A 19,537-nucleotide genomic window follows, 5' to 3' on the forward strand; every position below is an offset into this window, starting at 1 on the left:
CTCTCAGGGTCGAAAGTCTTTGGTCTGAAACGGGGGCCTGGGGGTCGGCGGGGGCCACGCGCACCGGCGCGGCCCCTGCCGGACTCCCGTCAGACCTCTTCGACGCTGCTCGGCTCGCGCCGGGACAGGTCGATACCGAGCTCCTCCGCAGCGCGGAAGACGTCCTCGTCGGTGTCGCGCATCTCGATGGACATACCGTCACTGGACAGCACCTCCACGTTCAGGCAGAGCGACTGCATCTCCTTGATGAGCACCTTGAAGGACTCGGGGATGCCGGGCTCGGGGATGTTCTCGCCCTTGACGATGGCCTCGTAGACCTTCACGCGGCCGGTGACGTCGTCGGACTTGATGGTCAGCAGCTCCTGGAGGGCGTACGCGGCGCCGTAGGCCTCGAGGGCCCACACCTCCATCTCGCCGAAGCGCTGGCCACCGAACTGCGCCTTACCACCCAGCGGCTGCTGGGTGATCATCGAGTACGGACCGGTCGAGCGGGCGTGCAGCTTGTCGTCGACCAGGTGGTGCAGCTTCAGGATGTACATGTAGCCGACCGAGATCGGGTCCGGGAACGGCTCACCGCTACGGCCGTCGAACAGCCGCGCCTTGCCGGACGGGAGCACCATGCGCTCGCCGTCGCGGTTCGGGATGGTGTGCTGCAGCAGACCCGCCAGCTCGTCCTCGCGGGCACCGTCGAAGACCGGGGTCGCGACGTTGGTGCGCGGGGCGACCTGGTCGGCGCCGATGGCCTGCAGGCGCTGGGCCCACTCGTCCGCGAGGCCGGAGACGTCCCAGCCGCGGCTGGCGAGCCAGCCGAGGTGGATCTCCAGGACCTGTCCCGGGTTCATTCGGGACGGGACACCGAGCGGGTTGAGGATGATGTCGACCGGGGTGCCGTCCTCCAGGAACGGCATGTCCTCGATCGGCAGGATCTTCGAGATGACACCCTTGTTGCCGTGCCGGCCGGCGAGCTTGTCACCGTCGGTGATCTTGCGCTTCTGCGCGACGTAGACGCGGACCAGCTGGTTCACGCCCGGCGGCAGCTCGTCGCCCTCCTCGCGGTCGAAGACGCGCACGCCGATGACCTTGCCGGTCTCGCCGTGCGGCACCTTCAGCGAGGTGTCACGGACCTCCCGGGCCTTCTCACCGAAGATCGCGCGCAGCAGGCGCTCCTCGGGGGTCAGCTCGGTCTCGCCCTTCGGGGTCACCTTGCCGACGAGGATGTCGCCGGCGATGACCTCGGCACCGATGCGGATGATGCCGCGCTCGTCGAGGTCGGCGAGGACCTCCTCGGAGACGTTCGGGATGTCCCGGGTGATCTCCTCGGGGCCGAGCTTGGTGTCACGGGCGTCGACCTCGTGCTCCTCGATGTGGATCGAGGAGAGGACGTCGTCCTGCACGAGGCGCTGCGACAGGATGATCGCGTCCTCGTAGTTGTGACCCTCCCACGGCATGAACGCCACGAGCAGGTTCTTGCCGAGGGCCATCTCGCCGTTCTGGGTGGCCGGGCCGTCGGCGAGGACCTGGCCCTCGATGACGCGGTCGCCCTCGTTGACGATGACCTTCTGGTTGACCGAGGTGCCCTGGTTGGACCGGGAGAACTTGGCCAGGCGGTACGTGATGTACGTGCCGTCGTCGTTGGCGGTGGTGATGTAGTCCGCGGAGACCTCCTGGACCACACCGTCCTTCTCGGCCTTGACCACGTCGCCGGCGTCGACCGCGGAGCGGTACTCCATGCCGGTGCCGACGAGCGGGGCCTCCGACTTGATGAGCGGCACGGCCTGGCGCATCATGTTCGCGCCCATGAGGGCACGGTTGGCGTCGTCGTGCTCGAGGAAGGGGATCATGGCGGTCGCGACCGACACCATCTGGCGCGGCGAGACGTCCATGTAGTCCACGTCCTCGGGGGCGACGTAGTCGACCTCGCCGCCACGGCGGCGGACCAGGACGCGGTTCTCGGCGAACCGCATCTCGTCGTTCAGCGGGGCGTTGGCCTGCGCGATGACGAAGCGGTCCTCCTCGTCGGCGGTCAGGTAGTCCACCTCGTCGGTGACCACACCGTGCTCGTCGACCTTGCGGTACGGCGTCTCGACGAAACCGAACGCGTTGACCCGGCCGTAGGAGGCGAGCGAGCCGATCAGACCGATGTTCGGGCCTTCCGGCGTCTCGATCGGGCACATGCGGCCGTAGTGCGACGGGTGCACGTCACGGACCTCGAAGCCGGCCCGCTCACGGGACAGACCACCCGGGCCGAGGGCGTTCAGACGACGCTTGTGCGTCAGCCCCGACAGCGGGTTGTTCTGGTCCATGAACTGGGACAGCTGCGACGTGCCGAAGAACTCCTTGATCGACGCCACGACCGGGCGGATGTTGATCAGGGTCTGCGGCGTGATCGCCTCGACGTCCTGGGTGGTCATGCGCTCGCGCACGACACGCTCCATACGGGCGAGACCCGTACGGACCTGGTTCTGGATCAGCTCACCGACGCTGCGGATACGGCGGTTGCCGAAGTGGTCGATGTCGTCGGTCTCGACCATGATCGTACGGCCGGACTCACCGGTCGTCTCGGTCTCGCCGGCGTGCAGCTTCACCAGGTACTTGATGGTGGCGATGACGTCGTCGGTGGTGAGCACGCCGGCGTCCAGCGGCTCGTCCGCGCCGAGCTTCTTGTTCACCTTGTAGCGGCCGACCTTGGCGAGGTCGTAGCGCTTGGGGTTGAAGTAGAGGTTCTCGAGCAGCGTCTGCGCGGCCTCGCGCGTGGGGGGCTCGCCCGGACGCAGCTTGCGGTAGATGTCGAGCAGCGCGTCGTCCTGGCCCTGGGTGTGGTCCTTCTCCAGGGTGGCGCGCATCGACTCGTAGTCGCCGAACTCCTCGAGGATCTGCTCGGTCGTCCAGCCGAGCGCCTTCAGCAGCACGGTGACCGACTGCTTGCGCTTGCGGTCGATGCGCACACCGACCATGTCGCGCTTGTCGATCTCCATCTCCAGCCAGGCACCCCGGGACGGGATGATCTTGGCGGAGAAGATGTCCTTGTCGGACGTCTTGTCGATGGTGGAGTCGAAGTAGACACCGGGGGAACGGACCAGCTGAGACACCACGACACGCTCGGTGCCGTTGATGACGAAGGTGCCCTTGTTCGTCATGAGCGGGAAGTCGCCCATGAAGACCGTCTGGGACTTGATCTCACCGGTCTCGTTGTTGGTGAACTCGGCGGTGACGAAGAGCGGGGCGGCGTACGTGAAGTCGCGCTCCTTGCACTCGTCGATGGAGTTCTTCGGCGGCTCGAAGCGGTGGTCCCGGAACGTCAGGGACATCGACCCGGAGAAGTCCTCGATCGGGGAGATCTCCTCGAAGATCTCCTCCAGACCGGACTTGGTGGGGACGTCCTGACCGTTCTCCAGAGCCTCCTCGACCCGACTCTGCCAGGCGGTGTTGCCGAGCAGCCAGTCGAAGCTCTCGGTCTGCAGCGCGAGCAGGTTCGGAACCTCGAGAGGCTCCTTGATCTTTGCAAAGGAGATGCGCAGCGGGGCGGTGCTGGCGCCGTTGTTCGTATTCGCGGTCGAGGCATTGCGCGAGGCGGCCAAGAGGGGGTCCTTCCGAGGGCTCGGACTCACTACGCGCGTGCCGGCCCCTCGCCCACACACAGAGACAGAAACCCCAGGTCAAGGGAGCTTTTGTCGTCGGTGCTCGAGTGAGGGCAGACCCCTGGTGACGGGCAGGGGACAGCTAACAGGCAGCGCAAAGGGTCAGTGTAGCCACTTGGCACACTGATGTCCAGTCCCGGGTTGCTGAGACCCTTGTGACCCTCGTTGTTCTCAACGCCTTCGTCAACGCCCTCGGCATGCCTGCCCTCAACGCACGTTGATACTGCCCTCTTCGCCGCCGATCCATGCCTCGGATTCGGATCCTTGTGACGACGCGTCCTGAGAATTGCGCGCTGCGTGCGGTTCGTCAAGGCCCCCCAGTCCGAAGCGGGCGGTCCGCGCACGGTCCGGAGACACGACGAAGATCACCATACCCCTCGCCGTCGCGAGTGCAAGGCAACCGTGGTCGGGCCCGCCGGATACGCCGAAGAGCGACCACCCGGATGGATGATCGCTCTTCGGTGCGTTCGCGTTACAGCCCTACGGGGCACCTTTTACGGGGCCATGAGGCTGTGGTCGGCGCGCGTTCGAGTCCGTGCGGACCCGGAAGGTCTTACTTGACCTCGACGGACGCGCCGGCGCCCTTGAGGGCCTCGGCAGCCTTGTCGGCGGCCTCCTTGTTGACCTTCTCGAGGACCGGCTTCGGGGTGCCGTCGACCAGGTCCTTGGCCTCCTTGAGGCCCAGGGAGGTCAGCTCGCGCACGACCTTGATGACCTGGATCTTCTTGTCACCGGCGCCGGTGAGGATGACGTCGAACTCGTCCTTCTCCTCGGCGGCCTCGGCGGCCGGGGCACCCGGGACGCCGGCGGCGGCAACCGCGACCGGGGCGGCGGCGGTGACGTCGAACTTCTCCTCGAACGCCTTCACGAACTCGGAGAGCTGGATGAGGGTCATGCCCTCGAACTCGGCGAGCAGTTCGTCCTGGGTGAGAGCCATGATGGCTTTCCTTCCACTAATTCGGCTGGTGCCGGATGTACATGAATGGCGGGCGTACGTTCGGCCCGCTACGACCGCTGCCTCAGGCGGCGGTCATGATGCGAGCCGAATTACTCGGCACCGCCCTGCTCGTCCTGCTTGGCGCGCAGCGCGTCCACGGTGCGGACGAGCTTCGACGGGAGCGCCTGGAAGAGCGCGGCAGTCTGGGACTGCTTGGCCTTCATGGCGCCCGCCAGCTTGGCGAGCAGAACCTCGCGGGACTCGAGGTCCGCAAGCTTCTTGATCTCGTCGGCGGACAGCGCCTTGCCGTCAAGGACACCGCCCTTGATGACGAGATTCGGGTTTTCCTTGGCGAAGTCACGGAGACCCTTCGCCGACTCCACCGGGTCACCGGTGACGAAGGCGACAGCCGTCGGACCAGCGAAGAGCTGGTCGTCCAGCGTGATCCCGGCCTCGTTGGCCGCAATCTTGGTCAGCGTGTTCTTCACCACGGCGTACTGGGCGTTCTCACCGAGCGACCGGCGCAGCGTCTTGAGCTGCGCCACGGTGAGACCGCGGTACTCGGTCAGCACGGCGGCGTTGGAGCTACGGAACTTGTCCGTCAGCTCGGCAACCGCGGCAGCCTTGTCGGGCCTCGCCATAGAGCCTCGGCCTCCTTCCGGGTGATTCTGACCGCGCGGACCCGAAGGAGGACTGGGTAAAACGAAACGCCCCGGCGCAGGCGCACGGGGCGGACTCGACCGGCCACACACGCGAGAGCGCGTATGTCCCGGGAGTTCTTCCACAGTCACCTGCGCGGGTCGCCCACTTTTCAGCGGATCCTTCGGCCACCGCGCCCTCGTGGGAGCGCGCGGCAACGACCAGCGGTCTTTGGCTTCTGTAGGAGAGTACGGGACCGGGACGCCGTCGAGCAAATCGGGCTCCACGGCGCCCCGGTACGGCTGTGTCACCGGCCCCAGGAACTGGTGCCGGTGCCGTTTCAGGAGGCGGTGCCGGAGCCGCCCGAGAGGGTGCCGGAGCCGCCCGAAACGGTGCCGGCGCCGCCGGACTTCAGCATCTTCGCGAAGTCGACCGTGTCGGCGGCCGGCGGCGCCACTGCCGTGACCTTCACGCCGTAGTCGCTGTAGTAGGCGGTGCTGGTCATCACGCCCTTCGACGTGTTGGCCTTCTCGGACTTCTTCACCAGCAGGTTCTGGTCGTTGATCCAGATGTCGATGGTGTCGGTGGTGATGCCCGCCTGGCTGAGCTGCTGCTTCAGGGCCGCCATCTGGTCCGCGCTGAGGTTGCTGCTCTTGCCCGCGAGGTCGGCGACGTTGACCGTGCCCGAGTAATGCTTGGTGTGGGCGCCGTCGACCGTCTCCTCGCCGACCTGCTTCACGTCACCGGAGGCCATCAGCATCTTCACCGACTGGTTCGGCGAGGAACTCTGCAGCTGGTCCTTCATGTACGAGCCGGAGGCACCGCCGAACTTGGCGAGGTCGTCGTACGAGTACTTGATCCAGTGCTTGCCGCCCGTGTTCTGGGCGTAGGCGTCGCTCATGTGCGCGTAGTAGGCGTCCGGCAGATACCGGGCCTCCATGGACGACGTACCGAGCTTGCTCATCATCTCGGCCATCTGGCCGCCGGTGTACGTGATGGTGAGGTCGCCCTTGAGGCCGTTGCCCCACGTCAGGGCGCCGTTCCCGGTCATCGTCATCAGGTTGCCGAGGGACGTGGTGGAGCGCACCTTGGACGAGTCAGCCTTGTCGGTGGACTGCTCGGCGGTGCGCAGCGCGGCGATGGGGCTGACGTTGATCGCGGTGCCGCCGGCCGCCTTGTCGCCCTTCCCGGAGCCCGAGGAGCCGCAGGCCGCCACTCCGGTCAGCGCGGCCACCACCGCCACGGAAAGGGTGATCCGGCGCGCCGTCGTGCTCTTCATCTTGTCCTACCCCCATGCGAGTCGTGTGCCTGCACCGTAGCCCAGGCCACTGACAGTCGTGCGAAAGGTCGCACAAAGAAAGGACGGGCCCCGCACCTGGAAGGTTGCAGGGCCCGCCCTCTACGTACGCGTACCTGACGCGGCTACCGGGGTGAGCGGGAGGCTCAGACGGCGGCCGGGTCCTCCTCGACGAGGAGGTTGCGGGTGCGGTTCGGGTCGACCGGGATGCCGGGGCCCATCGTGGTGGTGATGGCGGCCTTCTTGATGTAGCGACCCTTGGCGGCGGACGGCTTCAGACGGAGGATCTCCTCCAGCGCGGCGCCGTAGTTCTCCACCAGCTTGGCGTCGTCGAAGGACGCCTTGCCGATGATGAAGTGCAGGTTCGAGTGCTTGTCGACGCGGAACTCGATCTTGCCGCCCTTGATCTCGGTCACGGCCTTGGCGGTGTCCGGGGTCACGGTGCCGGTCTTCGGGTTCGGCATCAGACCACGCGGGCCGAGGACGCGGCCGAGACGGCCGACCTTGCCCATGAGGTCCGGGGTGGCGACGACGGCGTCGAAGTCCAGACGGCCCTTCGCCACCTCGTCGATCAGCTCGTCGGCGCCGACGATGTCGGCGCCCGCGGCACGCGCGGCCTCGGCACGGTCACCGGTCGCGAAGACCAGGACCCGGGCGGTCTTACCGGTGCCGTGCGGGAGGTTCACGGTGCCACGGACCATCTGGTCGGCCTTGCGCGGGTCGACACCCAGGCGGAAGGCGACCTCGACGGTGCCGTCGAACTTGGTCGTGGAGGTCTCCTTGGCGAGACGGACGGCCTCGAGCGGGGCGTACAGCTTCTCCCGGTCGACCTTGGCGTCCGCAGCGCGGAGAGCCTTGCTGCGCTTGCTCACAACTTGCTCCTGTGTGTTCTGAAAGGAGTCGTGGTCCCTGGGCCGAGCAGGCCCTGCCACGTGCGACCGGCTACGGCCGCATTGCTACTGGGGTGGGTTCAGCCCTCGACCGTGATGCCCATGGAGCGGGCGGTGCCGGCGATGATCTTCGACGCGGCGTCCAGGTCGTTGGCGTTGAGGTCGGGCATCTTGGTCTGGGCGATCTCGCGGACCTGCGCCTCGGTGATCTTGGCGACCTTGGTCTTGTGCGGCTCGCCGGAGCCCTTCTCGACACCAGCGGCCTTGAGGATCATCTTCGCGGCCGGCGGGGTCTTGGTGACGAAGGTGAAGGAGCGGTCCTCGTAGACCGTGATCTCCACCGGGATGACCCAACCGCGCTGCGACTCGGTCGCGGCGTTGTAGGCCTTGCAGAACTCCATGATGTTGACGCCGTGCTGGCCGAGCGCGGGGCCGACCGGCGGGGCCGGGTTCGCCGCACCGGCGTTGATCTGGAGCTTGATGAGCCCCGTGACCTTCTTCTTCTTGGGAGGCATAGCTCTCCGGGTCCTTTCAATCGGGTCCATGCACGCGCGAGGATCGCGATCCTGACGCAGGCATACCGCACAACGATAACGGGTATGAATGCGCGGCCTGAAACCGAGCAGGTCAGACGGGCTGGAGCAGCCCGCCTGACCTGTTCGGAAGCGGTAGGTCCAGAAAGAACTAGTTCTTCTGGATCTGGTCGAAGGACAGCTCGACCGGCGTCTCGCGGCCGAAGATCTCCACCAGGCCCTTGACCTTCTTGGAGTCGGCGTTGATCTCGTTGATCGTCGCCTGCAGCGTGGCGAACGGGCCGTCGGTGACGGTGACCGAGTCGCCGACCTCGAAGTCCAGCACCTGGACCTCGACCTTGCGCTGCGGGGCGGGCTTGCCCTCGGCCTCGGCGGCCTCACGGGCGGCCTTCTCCTCGGCCTCCGGAGCGAGCATCTTGACGATCTCGTCCAGGGTCAGCGGGTACGGGTCGTAGGCGTTGCCGACGAAGCCGGTGACACCCGGGGTGTTGCGGACGACGCCCCAGGACTCGTTGGTCAGGTCCATGCGGACCAGGACGTAACCCGGCAGCTTGTTCTGCTTGATCGTCTTGCGGTCGCCGTTCTTGATCTGGACGACCTCTTCCTGGGGCACCTCGGCCTGGAAGATGTAGTCCTCGACGTTCAGCGAGACGGCGCGCTGCTCCAGGTTGGTCTTCACGCGGTTCTCGTAACCGGCGTAGGTGTGGATGACGTACCACTCGCCGGGCAGGGTGCGCAGTTCCTGGCGCAGGGCCTCGACGGGGTCGACGGGCTCGGCCGGCTCTTCCTCGGCGGCGGCCTCCGCACCGGACTCGGCGTCCTCGGCGCCTTCGCCGTCCTCGTCCTCGACGTGGAGCGCGGCCTCCTCGGCCGGCTCGCCGGCGTCGGCCTCGGCAGCCTCGAACTCGTCCAGGTCCTCGTCCGCGCCCTCGACGATGTCGAGCTCGTCGTCCACGGACTCATCCGGCTCGACGGCGTCGTTCAGGTTCTGGTCAGACACGGTGGCTGCTTCTTCCTGGATACATAGAGGTGGAACATGCGAAAACGGGCGCCGGTACCACGGCGCCCTTCGCTCTTGGCTCAGCCGAAGACGTACTTGGCCGCGTGGTTGAGCCCATAGTCAATCACGGTCACCAGGGCGATCATGATGGCGACGAAGAAGATCACCACAGTGGTGTACGACGTCAGCTGGTTGCGAGTCGGCCAGACGACCTTGCGGAGTTCCGCGACGATCTGGCGGTAGAAGGTGGCGAGGCGCTTCAGCGGGCCCTTCTTGGCGCGCTTACCGCCCTTGCGGGCCTTCTTCTTGGACTCGGACACCTCGTCCTGGGCGTCAGGCGTGTCGATGGAGCCCACGGCGTCCGTCATGCGTCCTCACCTGGTCCCGGGTCATGGCCGTGCCGCGCCCGGTTTCTGAGCCGCACGGCGGTGCATTGCTGTACGTACAAGCGCACACATCCTGGCGGTGTGTGTAGCAGGGCCGGAGGGACTTGAACCCCCAACCGCCGGTTTTGGAGACCGGTGCTCTACCAATTGAGCTACGACCCTTTGTGTGCCACCCAACGTACCGCATCCGGCCGGGTGCTCGGCGTGCACCTGTTCCGGCGGCGGCCGCTGAAGGCCAACGAGGTGAGAGTGTACGTGGTCCGGGGCCCGGCGTCGAACAGAAAGCGCCCGTCCGGGGACGTACGGCCGAAGATCGTCCTGGCCGGGGACCGGATTCGGACCCTTGTTCACCCCTCGACCCCTGGCTGTTCAGTCTGTGAAACCCGCGTGCCGGGGACATTTCCGGTCTGGAACGATGGGCCCATGAGCGCTGCAACCCCTCCCACCGAGCGCCGGGTCTCCGCCCGAGTCGGCGCGATCTCCGAGTCCGCCACCCTCGCCGTGGACGCCAAGGCCAAGGCCCTCAAGGCCGCCGGGCGTCCGGTGATCGGCTTCGGCGCGGGTGAGCCCGACTTCCCGACCCCGGACTACATCGTCGAGGCGGCCGTCGAGGCCTGCAAGAACCCCAAGTACCACCGCTACACCCCGGCCGGCGGCCTGCCCGAGCTGAAGGCCGCGATCGCCGCGAAGACGCTGCGCGACTCCGGCTGGGAGCCCGACGTCTCGCAGGTCCTCGTCACCAACGGCGGCAAGCAGGCCATCTACGAGGCGTTCGCGGCGATCCTCGACCCGGGCGACGAGGTCATCGTCCCCGCGCCGTACTGGACGACGTACCCGGAGTCGATCCGGCTCGCCGGCGGTGTCCCGGTGGAGGTCGTGGCCGACGAGACCACCGACTACCGCGTCACCGTGGAGCAGCTGGAGGCGGCGCGCACGGAGAAGACCAAGGTCGTCCTGTTCGTCTCCCCGTCCAACCCGACCGGCGCGGTGTACTCCGAGGCCGAGACCGAGGCGATCGGCCGCTGGGCCCTGGAGCACGGCCTGTGGGTGCTCACCGACGAGATCTACGAGCACCTGGTGTACGGCGACGCCGCCGCGGTCTCCCTGCCGGCGCTCTTCCCCGAGCTGCGCGACAAGTGCATCGTGGTCAACGGTGTCGCGAAGACGTACGCCATGACCGGCTGGCGCGTGGGCTGGGTCATCGGCCCGAAGGACGTCGTCAAGGCCGCGACGAACCTGCAGTCGCACGCCACCTCCAACGTCTCCAACGTGGCCCAGGTGGCCGCCCTGGCCGCCGTCTCCGGTGACCTGGAGGCCGTGGCGACGATGCGCGAGGCCTTCGACCGGCGCCGCAAGACGATCGTGCGGATGCTCAACGAGATCGAGGGCGTGCTCTGCCCGGAGCCCGAGGGCGCCTTCTACGCCTACCCCTCGGTCAAGGCCCTGCTGGGCAAGGAGATCCGCGGCAAGCGCCCGCAGGACACGGTCGAGCTGGCCGCGCTGATCCTGGAAGAGGCCGAGGTCGCGGTCGTCCCGGGCGAGGCCTTCGGCACGCCGGGCTACCTGCGGCTGTCGTACGCACTCGGTGACGAGGACCTCGTCGAGGGCGTGAGCCGGATGCAGAAGCTGCTGGCGGAGGCGCAGGACTAGTTCAGGACTGGTTCCCGTTTCTGCTTCTGCGCTCCACGCGCGCGTGCGGGCCGTTTCCCTCCGGGGAGGCGGTCCGCTTGTGTGAGCGCATCTGTGTGCGAGCAAGACCACGAACGGGGAAACGGCTACCGGGACGACACGTCCGTACGGCAGGATCCTGGGATGGAGCGTGTACGTGATCTCTCTGAGCTGCCGAAAGCCCACCTGCACCTGCACTTCACCGGCTCGATGCGACCGGGCACCGTGCTGGAACTGGCCGACAAGTACGGCGTGCATCTGCCCGACGCCCTGACCGAGGCGCTGACGAGCGGTGAGCCGCCGAAGCTGCGGGCCACGGACGAGCGGGGCTGGTTCCGCTTCCAGCGGCTGTACGACGCGGCACGCTCCTGCCTGCGCGAACCGGAGGACATCCGGCGCCTGGTCCGGGAGGCCGCGGAGGAGGACCTGAAGGACGGTTCGGGCTGGCTGGAGATCCAGGTGGACCCGACGTCGTACGCGCCCCGGCTGGGCGGTCTGATCCCGGCCCTGGAGATCATCCTGGACGCGGTGGAGACCACGTCCCGGGAGACCGGCCTCGGCATGCGCGTCCTGGTCGCCGCCAACCGGATGAAGCACCCGCTGGACGCGCGCACGCTGGCCCGGCTGGCGGTGCGGTACGCGGACCGGGGCGTGGTCGGCTTCGGGCTCTCCAACGACGAGCGGCGCGGCATGGCCCGCGACTTCGACCGGGCCTTCCACATCGCGCGCGAGGGCGGCCTGCTGTCGGCCCCGCACGGCGGCGAGCTGACCGGCCCGGCCTCGGTGCGCGACTGCCTGGACGACCTGCACGCCTCGCGGATCGGGCACGGGGTCCGCGCGGCGGAGGACCCACGGCTGCTGAAGCGGCTGGCGGACCGGCAGGTGACCTGCGAGGTGTGCCCGGCTTCCAATGTGGCGCTCGGCGTGTACGAGAAGCCCGAGGACGTGCCGCTGCGCAAGTTCTTCGAGACGGGCGTCCCGATGGCGCTCGGCGCCGACGACCCGCTGCTGTTCGGCTCCCGGCTGGCCGCCCAGTACGAGATCGCGCGGCATTTCCACGGCTTCTCGGACGCCGAACTCGCGGAGCTGGCACGCCAGTCGGTGCGCGGTTCGGCCGCTCCTGAGGGCGTCAGGGCGCGACTGCTGGCCGGCGTGGACGAGTGGCTGGCGCGCCCGGCCGCGTGAAGGGTTCTCCCGGCCGCGTGAAGGGTTCTCCCGGCCGTCCGAGGTGGGCAGGGGGCGGCCAGGGCTTGAAGCGGACGAGCACCTCTACAAGGTATCCGGTGTGCGTACGGCCCGGTGCGGGGCCGGGACTCGCGCAGCCTCAGCCGCACACGGTCGTGGTCCCACAGGTGCTTGTCATGCACCCGGCGTGAGGGTCACACGGAGGCCGACGCAACGCGGATTCCGCCCAGCAGCGTCCTGGCGAGCCGCGCGGCGAACTCGTCGACCGGCGGCCGCTCCCCCGTGTCGGTCGCGTCATAGGCGAACGCGCGCTGCGCACAGGCGCCCAGCAGCAGGGAGGCGGCCGCGAAGGTGTCGGCGTCGGCTCGGACGCGGCCGGCGGCCTGTTCGGCGCGCAGGTAGGCGTCCAGGTCCCGGATGGGCCGGTGCGGGCCGGAGCCGAGCTGACGCAGGGCCTCGAAGTGGCGCTCCTTGAGCTGCGTCTCGGCGTACAGGGAGGCGGCGATCGGGAAGCTCTGCTCGTAGAAGAGCGCGGCCTGGCGGGCGATCTCGGTGAGGTTGCCCTCCAGGGTGCCCCGTCCGGGTTCGGCGGCGAGGCTGCCGAGCAGCGGGGTGAGGCGGGGCAGTCGCTCGGTGAGCACCCGGACGAACAGCTCTTCCTTGCTGTCGAAGTACTTGTAGAGGGCCGCTTCCGAGCAGCCGGCCGCGCGCGCGATCTCCTTGGTGGTGGCGCGGGCGAGTCCGACGGTCAGCATCAGCTCGTGGGCGGCGTCGAGGATGCGGACACGCGCCGGCTTCGGCTCCATGGGGCGTCCAATCGGGCTTGACGGGTGGGTGAGTGCTTACCCACTCTAGAGGCGGCAGGGGTGAGTGAATACTCACCCACCAGTCCCGAGTACGGGAGCACTCATGAACCTCACCGTTTTCGGCGCGACCGGCGGAATCGGCCGGGAGGTCGTCCGTCAGGCGCTCGGCGCCGGCCACCGGGTCACCGCCGTGGTCCGCGACCCGGCGCGGCTGGCTGTCTCAGCCGCTGCGGGCCACGCGCTGGAGGTGTTCCGCGCCGACCTGACAGACCCGGAGCCGCTGCGCACCGCCGTCGCGGGCCGGGACGCCGTCCTTTCCGGCCTGGGCGCGCGCAGCCGCAAGGACGCCGGGGTCGCCACCCGGCTGACCCGCACGGTCCTGCGCGCCATGGATGCGGAGGGCGTACGACGGCTGCTGGTCGTCAGCGCCGGTCCCGTCGGCCCCGCGCCCGCCGGCGACGGCCCTCTGGACCGCGGGGCGCGCGCCCTGGTGAAGGCCGCCCTGAAGGACATCTACGCCGACCTCGGCGAGATGGAGGCCGAGCTGGCCCGCAGCGGCACGGACTGGACGTCCGTACGGCCCCCGCGTCTGCAGGACAAGCCCCTCACCGGCCGCTACCGCACCGTCGTCGGCGGCTTCCCGCGCAGGGGCCGCTTCATCGCGCGCGCGGACGTCGCGCACGCGATGCTGTCGATGATCGACGACGAGCGGACGGTGAAGCAGGGGGTCGGCGTGGCGTACTGAGCCGGTGCGGAACGGGGACTGGCGCGGGACGGGAGGGAGGGGAGGGAGGGGAGGGACTGGCGCGGGACTGCAGGGACCGGCGCGGGACTGCAGGGACCGGCGCGGGACTGCAGGGACCGGCGCGGGACGGCGCGGACCCGTGCGGACCGGCGCGCCTACCGGCGGACCGGCGCGCCTACCGGCGGACCGGCGCGCCTACCGGCGGACCGGTGCGACTACAGGCTGACGCCCACCGTGACCGGCTCGTTGACGAGCGTGATCCCGAAGGCCTCGTGGACGCCGGCGACGACCTCGCGGGCCAGGGCCAGCAGGTCCTCGGTGGTGGCGTCGCCCCGGTTGGTGAGGGCGAGGGTGTGCTTGGTGGAGATGCGGGCGGGCCCGGTGCCGTACCCCTTGGTGAAGCCCGCCTTGTCGATCAGCCAGGCCGCGGAGGTCTTCGTAAGGCCCTCGCCCGCCGGGTACGCGGGCGGCTCGACGCCCTCCCCCAGCCGCTCGCGCACGCGCGCGTGGAACGCGGCCGACTGGCCTTCGGTGAGGATCGGGTTGGTGAAGAAGGACCCGGCCGACCAGGTGTCGTGGTCCTCGGGGTCGAGGACCATGCCCTTGCCGGCGCGCAGCTTCAGCACGGTCTCGCGGGCGTCGGCCAGCGGCACCCGGTCACCGGGCGCGACACCGAGCGCGCGGGCGGTCTCGGCGTACCTGATGGGCGCGGACAGCCCGCCCGCGTCCTCCAGCCCGAAGCGGACGCGCAGTACGACATAGCGCTCCGGGTCGGCCTTGAAGCGGCTGTGGCGGTACGAGAAGGCGCACTCCTCGTTCGCCAGCGTGACGTTCGCGCCGGCCCGCCGGTCGTAGGCGATCACTTCGGTGATGGTGGCGGAGACCTCCTGGCCGTAGGCACCCACGTTCTGGATCGGCGTGGCGCCCGCGGATCCGGGGATGCCGGCCAGGCACTCGATCCCGGCGAGCCCGGCCTCGACCGTGCGGGCCACGGCGTCCGTCCACACCTCACCGGCGGCCAGTTCCAGCGTCGTACCGCGCAGCTCGACACCGCGCGTGGCGATGCGCAGGGCGGTGCCGTCGAAACCCTTGTCGCCGATGACCAGGTTCGATCCACCGCCGATGACCAGCAGCGGCGTCCCGCTGTCGTCGGCCTCACGGACGGCGTCGATCACCTCGGCGTCGGTCACGGCGGTGACCAGCCGCGTCGCGGGACCGCCCAGCCGGAACGTGGTCAGCGGGGCAAGGGGGGCGTCGTGGAGTACCTGCACGGGCCCAAGACTACGAGACGGCTCCGACAGCCCCGCACACACGCACGGACGGCACTTCCCGGCCCGCCACGGCCGTACTCCGCCACGACGGACGGGGTACGGAGGGGGAAGCGCAGGGCGCCCCCGGAGAGGACGCCCCTCGCTCCGGCACTCCGTACGGGCCGTCAGGCCAGCCGCACGACCGCCCGGGACATGCCCAGCACCTTCTGGCCGCCGCTGGTCGCCGTCAGGTCCACGCGCACGGTGTTGTCGTCCAGCTTGGCCGCGACCTTGCCGCTGACCTCGATCAGGGCGCCCTGGTCGTCGTTGGGCACGACGACGGGCTTGGTGAAGCGGACGCCGTACTCCACGACCGCGCCCGGGTCCCCGGTCCAGTCGGTGACCACGCGGATCGCCTCGGCCATGGTGAACATGCCGTGCGCGATGACGTCCGGCAGGCCGACCTCCTTGGCGAACTTCTCGTTCCAGTGGATCGGGTTGAAGTCCCCGGAGGCACCCGCGTAGCGCACGAGCGTGGCGCGGGTCACGGGGAAGGTCTGCGCCGGCAGTTCGGTGCCGACCTCGATGTCGTCGTACGCGATCTTCGCCGTCATCAGGTCCTCACGCCTCCTCGGCCGCGCGGGCCACGAGCTTGGTCCAGGCGGTCACGACGTGCTCGCCCGCCTCGTCGTGCACCTCACCGCGGATGTCCAGGATGTCGTTGCCCGCGAGGGACTTGATCGCCTCGATGGTGGAGGTGACCGTGAGCCGGTCGCCGGCGCGCACCGGACGGCTGTAGGCGAACTTCTGGTCGCCGTGCACCACGCGGCTGTAGTCGAGGCCGAGCTGCGGGTCCTCGATGACCTGGCCCGCGGCCCGGAACGTGATGGAGAACACGAACGTCGGCGGGGCGATCACATCGGAGTGACCGAACGCCTTCGCGGCCTCCGGGTCCGTGTACACCGGGTTGGCCTCGCCCACCGCCTCGGCGAATTCGCGGATCTTCTCCCGGCCCACCTCGTAGGGCGCGGTGGGCGGATAGGTCCGTCCAACGAAGGACTGGTCGAGCGCCATGGCCCGGCACCTCCTGATATCTGCTGTGGTGGCCCCAAATTAACCGCACCCGCCCAGAGCCCGCGTGGAGGGACGAGCCCGCGTGGAGCGACGAAGCGCGCCCGGCAGGTGGGCCGATGAGCCGGTGAGGCCGGTGAGCGGGTGAAACGCCGCGAGGCCGCCCCCTCGGAAGGGGACGGCCTCGCGTACGAGCCTGTTTAGCGCGTCTCGCGATGCGCGGTGTGCGCATTGCAGCGCGGGCAGTGCTTCTTCATCTCAAGACGATCCGGGTTGTTACGCCGGTTCTTCTTGGTGATGTAGTTCCGCTCCTTGCACTCCACGCAGGCCAGCGTGATCTTCGGGCGGACGTCGGTGGCAGCCACGTGAGTGCTCCTAAGACGAACGGATGGACTAATTCAACGCAAGAAAGAGTAGCCGATCGAAGGACCGACCCCGCAATCGGCTACTGTGAGTAGCGGTGACCGGACTTGAACCGGTGACACAGCGATTATGAGCCGCTTGCTCTACCGACTGAGCTACACCGCTTTGATGAGATCGGCCCCGCCTTGCGACGGGAACCTCTCACACCAGAGCCCCAAAACGGAATCGAACCGTTGACCTTCTCCTTACCATGGAGACGCTCTGCCGACTGAGCTATTGGGGCGAGCGATGAAGACATTACACGGTCCGCCGCCGTTCACCCAAATCCGTATCCGGCCGCCCGCCGCACCCCCCATCTCAGCCCTCGCAGCCCCCTCCTGAGACACGGGACGAGAGGAGCTGGGGCCACCGCACACCCCTGCGCCGGACGGCTCCCATGGGGAACAACAGCCGCCAGGGACGACATGCCGGAGCGGACCGTGCGCGACGCGGCACGCACGCGTGGACCGTGCGGCACACGGCACGCGCGCGTAGACCGTGCGCGACGCGGCACGCGCGCGTGGACCTCGACGGGAACAGCGGCCGCGTGGGTGGGCGGCACGTGGACCGTCCAGGGCGGACCACACCGGTACGACTATTGCGCTCCTGCGCGCCCCGCACGCCCGGCCACCCTAGGCTCGACTCACTCTGCGTGATCTTGCGGGTCGGCGCCCCGCATCCCTCACGCGGGCCACCCCGAGCCCCCCGGCCCCGACCCTGGAGAGCGATGCCCGACAGCCAGCCGCAGCCCCATCCGCCGTCGAACTCCCCGGGCTCCCCGGGACAGTCCGGCCCGGCCGCCCTGCTGCTGTGCGGGGCGCGGCTCACCGACGGCCGGACCGTGGACGTACGGCTGGGCGGCGGGCGAATCGAGGCGGTGGGCACGGCCGGCAGCCTGGCGCCGGGCCCGGCCCGCACGAGCGCCTCCCGCGTGGACCTCAGCGGCTACCTGCTCCTTCCTGCCCCGGCCGAACCGCACGCCCACGGCGACACCGCCCTGTCCGCCGAACCACCGGGCCCGGTGTCGTACGCCCCCGAGGACGTCCAGCGCCGGGCGACGGAGGCGGCCCTGCTGCAGCTCGGGCACGGGGCGACAGCGGTACGCGCGCACGTGCGCGTGGGCGACGTCCAGGGACTCGGCGCGCTGGGCGCCGTCCTGCAGGCCCGGCGGTCGCTACGAGGACTCGCGGAGCTGACCACGGTGGCGACGCCACGCCTGCTGACCGGCGTGGCAGGCGCCGACGGGCTCGCGATGCTGCGCGACGCGCTGAAGATGGGCGCCTCCGTGGTGGGCGGCTGCCCGGACCTGGACCCCGATCCCGCGGGCTACGTGGAGGCCGTCCTGGAGGTGGCCTCCGAGCACGGCTGCCCGGTGGACCTGCACACGGACGCTGCCGACCCGGCCCGGCTGTCCCGGCTCGCGGCCATGGCCGGGGGCCTGCGCCCTGGCGTGACGATCGGGCCGTGCGCCGGTCTCGCGCGCCTGTCCACCGAGGCCGCCTCCCGCGCCGCCGACCAGCTCGCCGCGGCCGGGGTCGCGGTGGTGTGCCTGCCCCAGGGCGGCTGCTGCGCCACCGACCGCGGATACCCGGCTCCGGTACGGCTGCTGCGCTCGGCCGGGGTGCGGGTGGCCGCCGGCTGCGGCGCCCTGCGCGACATCTCCAACCCCGTCGGCCGCGGTGACCCCCTGGAGTCGGCCTACCTCCTCGCCTCCGCCCATGGCCTTCGCCCGCAGGACGCCTACGACACGGTGAGCACCTCGGCCCGCGCCGTCCTGGGCCTGCCGGAAGTACGCGTGGAGGCGGGCTTCCCCGCCGAGCTGCTGGCCGTGCGCGGCGATGGCCTGCCCGGCGCCCTCTCCCTGGCCTACAGCCGCATCGTGGTGCACCGGGGTCGCGTGGTCGCCCGCACGAGCGCGGTCCGCGAGTACTGCAACTCGGCGGCCACAGCGGAACTGGGGCTGCCGCGACAGGGGCGGAGCGGACCGTCATGAACGGGCACGGGGTGCGAGACGTGCCCCGCGCGGCCTGTCCAGGGCGGCGCACGCATGGGAGCGCAGGCCGGTCGTGGTGATCGAGCGCGCACCGGTCATGCGGGCGCGGGCGCCGACTGCGTAGGCTCGGCACGAGCGCCGGTGCTCCCGGCTCGGCGCGGGCGCGCGACGCCTGGTGACCGCCGGGCGCACGGTCCGCCACCGCACGCCGGGCACGCGATCATCCGCCGCACGCCGAGCCCGTAATCACCGGGCGCACGACCACGTTCACCCGCCCCGCTTGCAGCTCGGCGCGCGCCGGTTGCGTGGACGTGGAGGCGAGCCCGGCGCGCGCCGCCCATGCCGGTTAACTCGTGCGGCGGATGCGCCTCTTCGGGCGTACGGTCGGAATCATGCGCATTGTCATCGCTGGTGGTCATGGTCAGATCGCGCTGCGGCTGGAGCGCCTGCTCTCCGCGCGCGGGGACGAGGTCGCGGGAATCATCCGCAAGTCCGAGCAGGGCGACGATCTGCGAGCGGCCGGTGCCGAGCCGGTCCTGCTCGACCTGGAGTCCGCCTCGGTGGAGGAGGTCGCGGCGCATCTGCAGGGCGCCGACGCGGCGGTCTTCGCGGCCGGCGCCGGCCCGGGCAGCGGTACGGCACGCAAGGAGACGGTGGACAGGGGCGCGGCGGTGCTCTTCGCGGACGCGGCCGTCCGCGCGGGCGTACGCCGCTTCATGCTCGTGTCCTCGATGGGCGCGGATCCCGCCCACCAGGGCGACGACGTCTTCGACGCCTATCTGCGCGCCAAGGGCGAGGCGGACGCGTACGTGACCCGTCAGGAGGCCCTGGACTGGACGATCGTGCGCCCCGGCTCGCTGACGAACGACGCCGGCACCGGCCTGGTCCGGCTGGAGGCGCACACCGGGCGCGGTCCCGTCCCGCGAGACGACGTCGCGGCCGTCCTCGCGGAGTTGGTGGACACCCCGGCGACGACCGGCCTGACGCTGGAGCTGATCAGCGGCTCGCAGCCGGTGTCGGTCGCGGTGAAGTCGGTCGCCGGGAACTGAGCCGGGCCACCGGCCGTTGAACGACCGAAGCCACCACCGAGCCGCCTG

The 19,537-nt window shown here is 69.7% G+C and carries 18 protein-coding genes and 3 tRNA genes; 5 read left to right on the top strand and 16 right to left on the bottom strand.

All coding sequences use genetic code 11. The features are described from left to right. Positions 1 to 89 precede the first annotated feature (89 nt). From rpoB to A6P39_RS18740, 9 genes are all read right to left on the bottom strand, one after another. Positions 90 to 3,578, bottom strand: coding sequence for a DNA-directed RNA polymerase subunit beta (gene rpoB / locus A6P39_RS18700; RefSeq protein WP_067045388.1), 3,489 nt, complete (start codon positions 3,576 to 3,578; stop codon positions 90 to 92). Positions 3,579 to 4,191: 613 nt separating this feature from the next. Next, positions 4,192 to 4,575 (bottom strand): 50S ribosomal protein L7/L12, encoded by a 384-nt coding sequence (rplL, locus tag A6P39_RS18705; RefSeq protein WP_067045391.1) that lies wholly within the window; start codon positions 4,573 to 4,575, stop codon positions 4,192 to 4,194. A 110-nt stretch (positions 4,576 to 4,685) separates the two neighbouring features. Beyond that, the gene (rplJ, locus tag A6P39_RS18710) at positions 4,686 to 5,216 is read right to left on the bottom strand and encodes a 50S ribosomal protein L10 (protein ID WP_067045394.1); all 531 of its coding nucleotides are present in this window, start codon (positions 5,214 to 5,216) and stop codon (positions 4,686 to 4,688) included. A gap of 338 nt (positions 5,217 to 5,554) precedes the next feature. Continuing rightward, positions 5,555 to 6,493: a hypothetical protein gene (locus A6P39_RS18715; RefSeq protein WP_067045397.1), complete on the bottom strand. Its 939-nt coding sequence runs from the start codon at positions 6,491 to 6,493 to the stop codon at positions 5,555 to 5,557. A 164-nt stretch (positions 6,494 to 6,657) separates the two neighbouring features. After that, the gene (rplA, locus tag A6P39_RS18720; RefSeq protein WP_023547414.1) at positions 6,658 to 7,383 is read right to left on the bottom strand and encodes a 50S ribosomal protein L1; all 726 of its coding nucleotides are present in this window, start codon (positions 7,381 to 7,383) and stop codon (positions 6,658 to 6,660) included. 98 nt (positions 7,384 to 7,481) lie between these two features. Beyond that, positions 7,482 to 7,916: a 50S ribosomal protein L11 gene (gene rplK / locus A6P39_RS18725; RefSeq protein ID WP_031167035.1), complete on the bottom strand. Its 435-nt coding sequence runs from the start codon at positions 7,914 to 7,916 to the stop codon at positions 7,482 to 7,484. A gap of 169 nt (positions 7,917 to 8,085) precedes the next feature. Next, positions 8,086 to 8,934 (bottom strand): transcription termination/antitermination protein NusG, encoded by an 849-nt coding sequence (nusG, locus tag A6P39_RS18730; RefSeq protein ID WP_067045400.1) that lies wholly within the window; start codon positions 8,932 to 8,934, stop codon positions 8,086 to 8,088. 80 nt (positions 8,935 to 9,014) lie between these two features. Further along, complete coding sequence (gene secE / locus A6P39_RS18735) at positions 9,015 to 9,302, bottom strand: preprotein translocase subunit SecE (RefSeq protein WP_053661906.1); 288 nt, start codon at positions 9,300 to 9,302, stop codon at positions 9,015 to 9,017. A 107-nt stretch (positions 9,303 to 9,409) separates the two neighbouring features. After that, positions 9,410 to 9,482 (bottom strand) — tRNA-Trp (locus A6P39_RS18740). Positions 9,483 to 9,743: 261 nt separating this feature from the next. Between A6P39_RS18740 and A6P39_RS18745 the strand changes: the two genes are divergently transcribed. After that, positions 9,744 to 10,970 carry a pyridoxal phosphate-dependent aminotransferase gene (locus tag A6P39_RS18745; RefSeq protein ID WP_067045403.1) on the top strand — a complete coding sequence of 409 codons (1,227 nt, stop codon included), beginning with the start codon at positions 9,744 to 9,746 and terminating at the stop codon, positions 10,968 to 10,970. Between the two features lie 162 nt (positions 10,971 to 11,132). Beyond that, positions 11,133 to 12,173 carry an adenosine deaminase gene (locus tag A6P39_RS18750; RefSeq protein ID WP_067045407.1) on the top strand — a complete coding sequence of 347 codons (1,041 nt, stop codon included), beginning with the start codon at positions 11,133 to 11,135 and terminating at the stop codon, positions 12,171 to 12,173. A gap of 194 nt (positions 12,174 to 12,367) precedes the next feature. Here A6P39_RS18750 and A6P39_RS18755 read toward each other — a convergent pair whose 3' ends face one another. Then, complete coding sequence (locus A6P39_RS18755; protein WP_067045410.1) at positions 12,368 to 12,979, bottom strand: TetR/AcrR family transcriptional regulator; 612 nt, start codon at positions 12,977 to 12,979, stop codon at positions 12,368 to 12,370. Between the two features lie 103 nt (positions 12,980 to 13,082). On the opposite strand from A6P39_RS18755, the gene A6P39_RS18760 reads away from it, so the two are divergent. After that, a complete protein-coding gene (locus A6P39_RS18760) occupies positions 13,083 to 13,724 on the top strand; it encodes an NAD(P)-dependent oxidoreductase (protein ID WP_067045413.1) in 642 nt (213 codons plus the stop codon). A gap of 215 nt (positions 13,725 to 13,939) precedes the next feature. Here A6P39_RS18760 and A6P39_RS18765 read toward each other — a convergent pair whose 3' ends face one another. The 6 genes from A6P39_RS18765 to A6P39_RS18790 all read right to left on the bottom strand — a co-directional run bounded on the left by A6P39_RS18765 (position 13,940) and on the right by A6P39_RS18790 (position 16,691). Then, complete coding sequence (locus A6P39_RS18765) at positions 13,940 to 14,995, bottom strand: UDP-N-acetylmuramate dehydrogenase (protein ID WP_067045416.1); 1,056 nt, start codon at positions 14,993 to 14,995, stop codon at positions 13,940 to 13,942. 164 nt (positions 14,996 to 15,159) lie between these two features. Further along, complete coding sequence (locus tag A6P39_RS18770) at positions 15,160 to 15,588, bottom strand: MaoC family dehydratase (protein WP_067045418.1); 429 nt, start codon at positions 15,586 to 15,588, stop codon at positions 15,160 to 15,162. 7 nt (positions 15,589 to 15,595) lie between these two features. Continuing rightward, entirely contained in the window at positions 15,596 to 16,048 is a 453-nt protein-coding gene (locus A6P39_RS18775; RefSeq protein ID WP_067045422.1) for a MaoC family dehydratase N-terminal domain-containing protein, read from the bottom strand. A 197-nt stretch (positions 16,049 to 16,245) separates the two neighbouring features. Then, entirely contained in the window at positions 16,246 to 16,410 is a 165-nt protein-coding gene (gene rpmG, locus A6P39_RS18780) for a 50S ribosomal protein L33 (RefSeq protein WP_003948671.1), read from the bottom strand. A gap of 90 nt (positions 16,411 to 16,500) precedes the next feature. Further along, a tRNA-Met gene (locus A6P39_RS18785) sits at positions 16,501 to 16,573 on the bottom strand. A 45-nt stretch (positions 16,574 to 16,618) separates the two neighbouring features. Next, positions 16,619 to 16,691: transfer RNA gene (locus tag A6P39_RS18790), tRNA-Thr, on the bottom strand. Between the two features lie 483 nt (positions 16,692 to 17,174). On the opposite strand from A6P39_RS18790, the gene A6P39_RS18795 reads away from it, so the two are divergent. Beyond that, positions 17,175 to 18,440: an amidohydrolase family protein gene (locus A6P39_RS18795; RefSeq protein ID WP_067045426.1), complete on the top strand. Its 1,266-nt coding sequence runs from the start codon at positions 17,175 to 17,177 to the stop codon at positions 18,438 to 18,440. Between the two features lie 392 nt (positions 18,441 to 18,832). Next, positions 18,833 to 19,489, top strand: a complete 657-nt coding sequence (locus A6P39_RS18800; RefSeq protein WP_067045441.1) for an SDR family oxidoreductase — start codon at positions 18,833 to 18,835, stop codon at positions 19,487 to 19,489. The last annotated feature ends 48 nt before the right edge of the window (positions 19,490 to 19,537 follow it).

It is taken from the genome of Streptomyces sp. FXJ1.172, assembly GCF_001636945.3.
GTDB lineage: Bacteria > Actinomycetota > Actinomycetes > Streptomycetales > Streptomycetaceae > Streptomyces.

What these genes read in the sequence shown, in the direction of transcription:
- rplL (WP_067045391.1), bottom strand. Translation starts at nt 4,575, where the DNA reads ATGGCTCTCACCCAGGACGAACTGCTCGCCGAGTTCGAGGGCATGACC.
- rplJ (WP_067045394.1), bottom strand. Translation starts at nt 5,216, where the DNA reads ATGGCGAGGCCCGACAAGGCTGCCGCGGTTGCCGAGCTGACGGACAAG.
- A6P39_RS18715 (WP_067045397.1), bottom strand. Translation starts at nt 6,493, where the DNA reads ATGAAGAGCACGACGGCGCGCCGGATCACCCTTTCCGTGGCGGTGGTG.
- rplK (WP_031167035.1), bottom strand. Translation starts at nt 7,916, where the DNA reads ATGCCTCCCAAGAAGAAGAAGGTCACGGGGCTCATCAAGCTCCAGATC.
- secE (WP_053661906.1), bottom strand. Translation starts at nt 9,302, where the DNA reads ATGACGGACGCCGTGGGCTCCATCGACACGCCTGACGCCCAGGACGAG.
- A6P39_RS18745 (WP_067045403.1), top strand. Translation starts at nt 9,744, where the DNA reads ATGAGCGCTGCAACCCCTCCCACCGAGCGCCGGGTCTCCGCCCGAGTC.
- A6P39_RS18750 (WP_067045407.1), top strand. Translation starts at nt 11,133, where the DNA reads ATGGAGCGTGTACGTGATCTCTCTGAGCTGCCGAAAGCCCACCTGCAC.
- A6P39_RS18755 (WP_067045410.1), bottom strand. Translation starts at nt 12,979, where the DNA reads ATGGAGCCGAAGCCGGCGCGTGTCCGCATCCTCGACGCCGCCCACGAG.
- A6P39_RS18760 (WP_067045413.1), top strand. Translation starts at nt 13,083, where the DNA reads ATGAACCTCACCGTTTTCGGCGCGACCGGCGGAATCGGCCGGGAGGTC.
- A6P39_RS18770 (WP_067045418.1), bottom strand. Translation starts at nt 15,588, where the DNA reads ATGACGGCGAAGATCGCGTACGACGACATCGAGGTCGGCACCGAACTG.
- A6P39_RS18775 (WP_067045422.1), bottom strand. Translation starts at nt 16,048, where the DNA reads ATGGCGCTCGACCAGTCCTTCGTTGGACGGACCTATCCGCCCACCGCG.
- A6P39_RS18795 (WP_067045426.1), top strand. Translation starts at nt 17,175, where the DNA reads ATGCCCGACAGCCAGCCGCAGCCCCATCCGCCGTCGAACTCCCCGGGC.
- A6P39_RS18800 (WP_067045441.1), top strand. Translation starts at nt 18,833, where the DNA reads ATGCGCATTGTCATCGCTGGTGGTCATGGTCAGATCGCGCTGCGGCTG.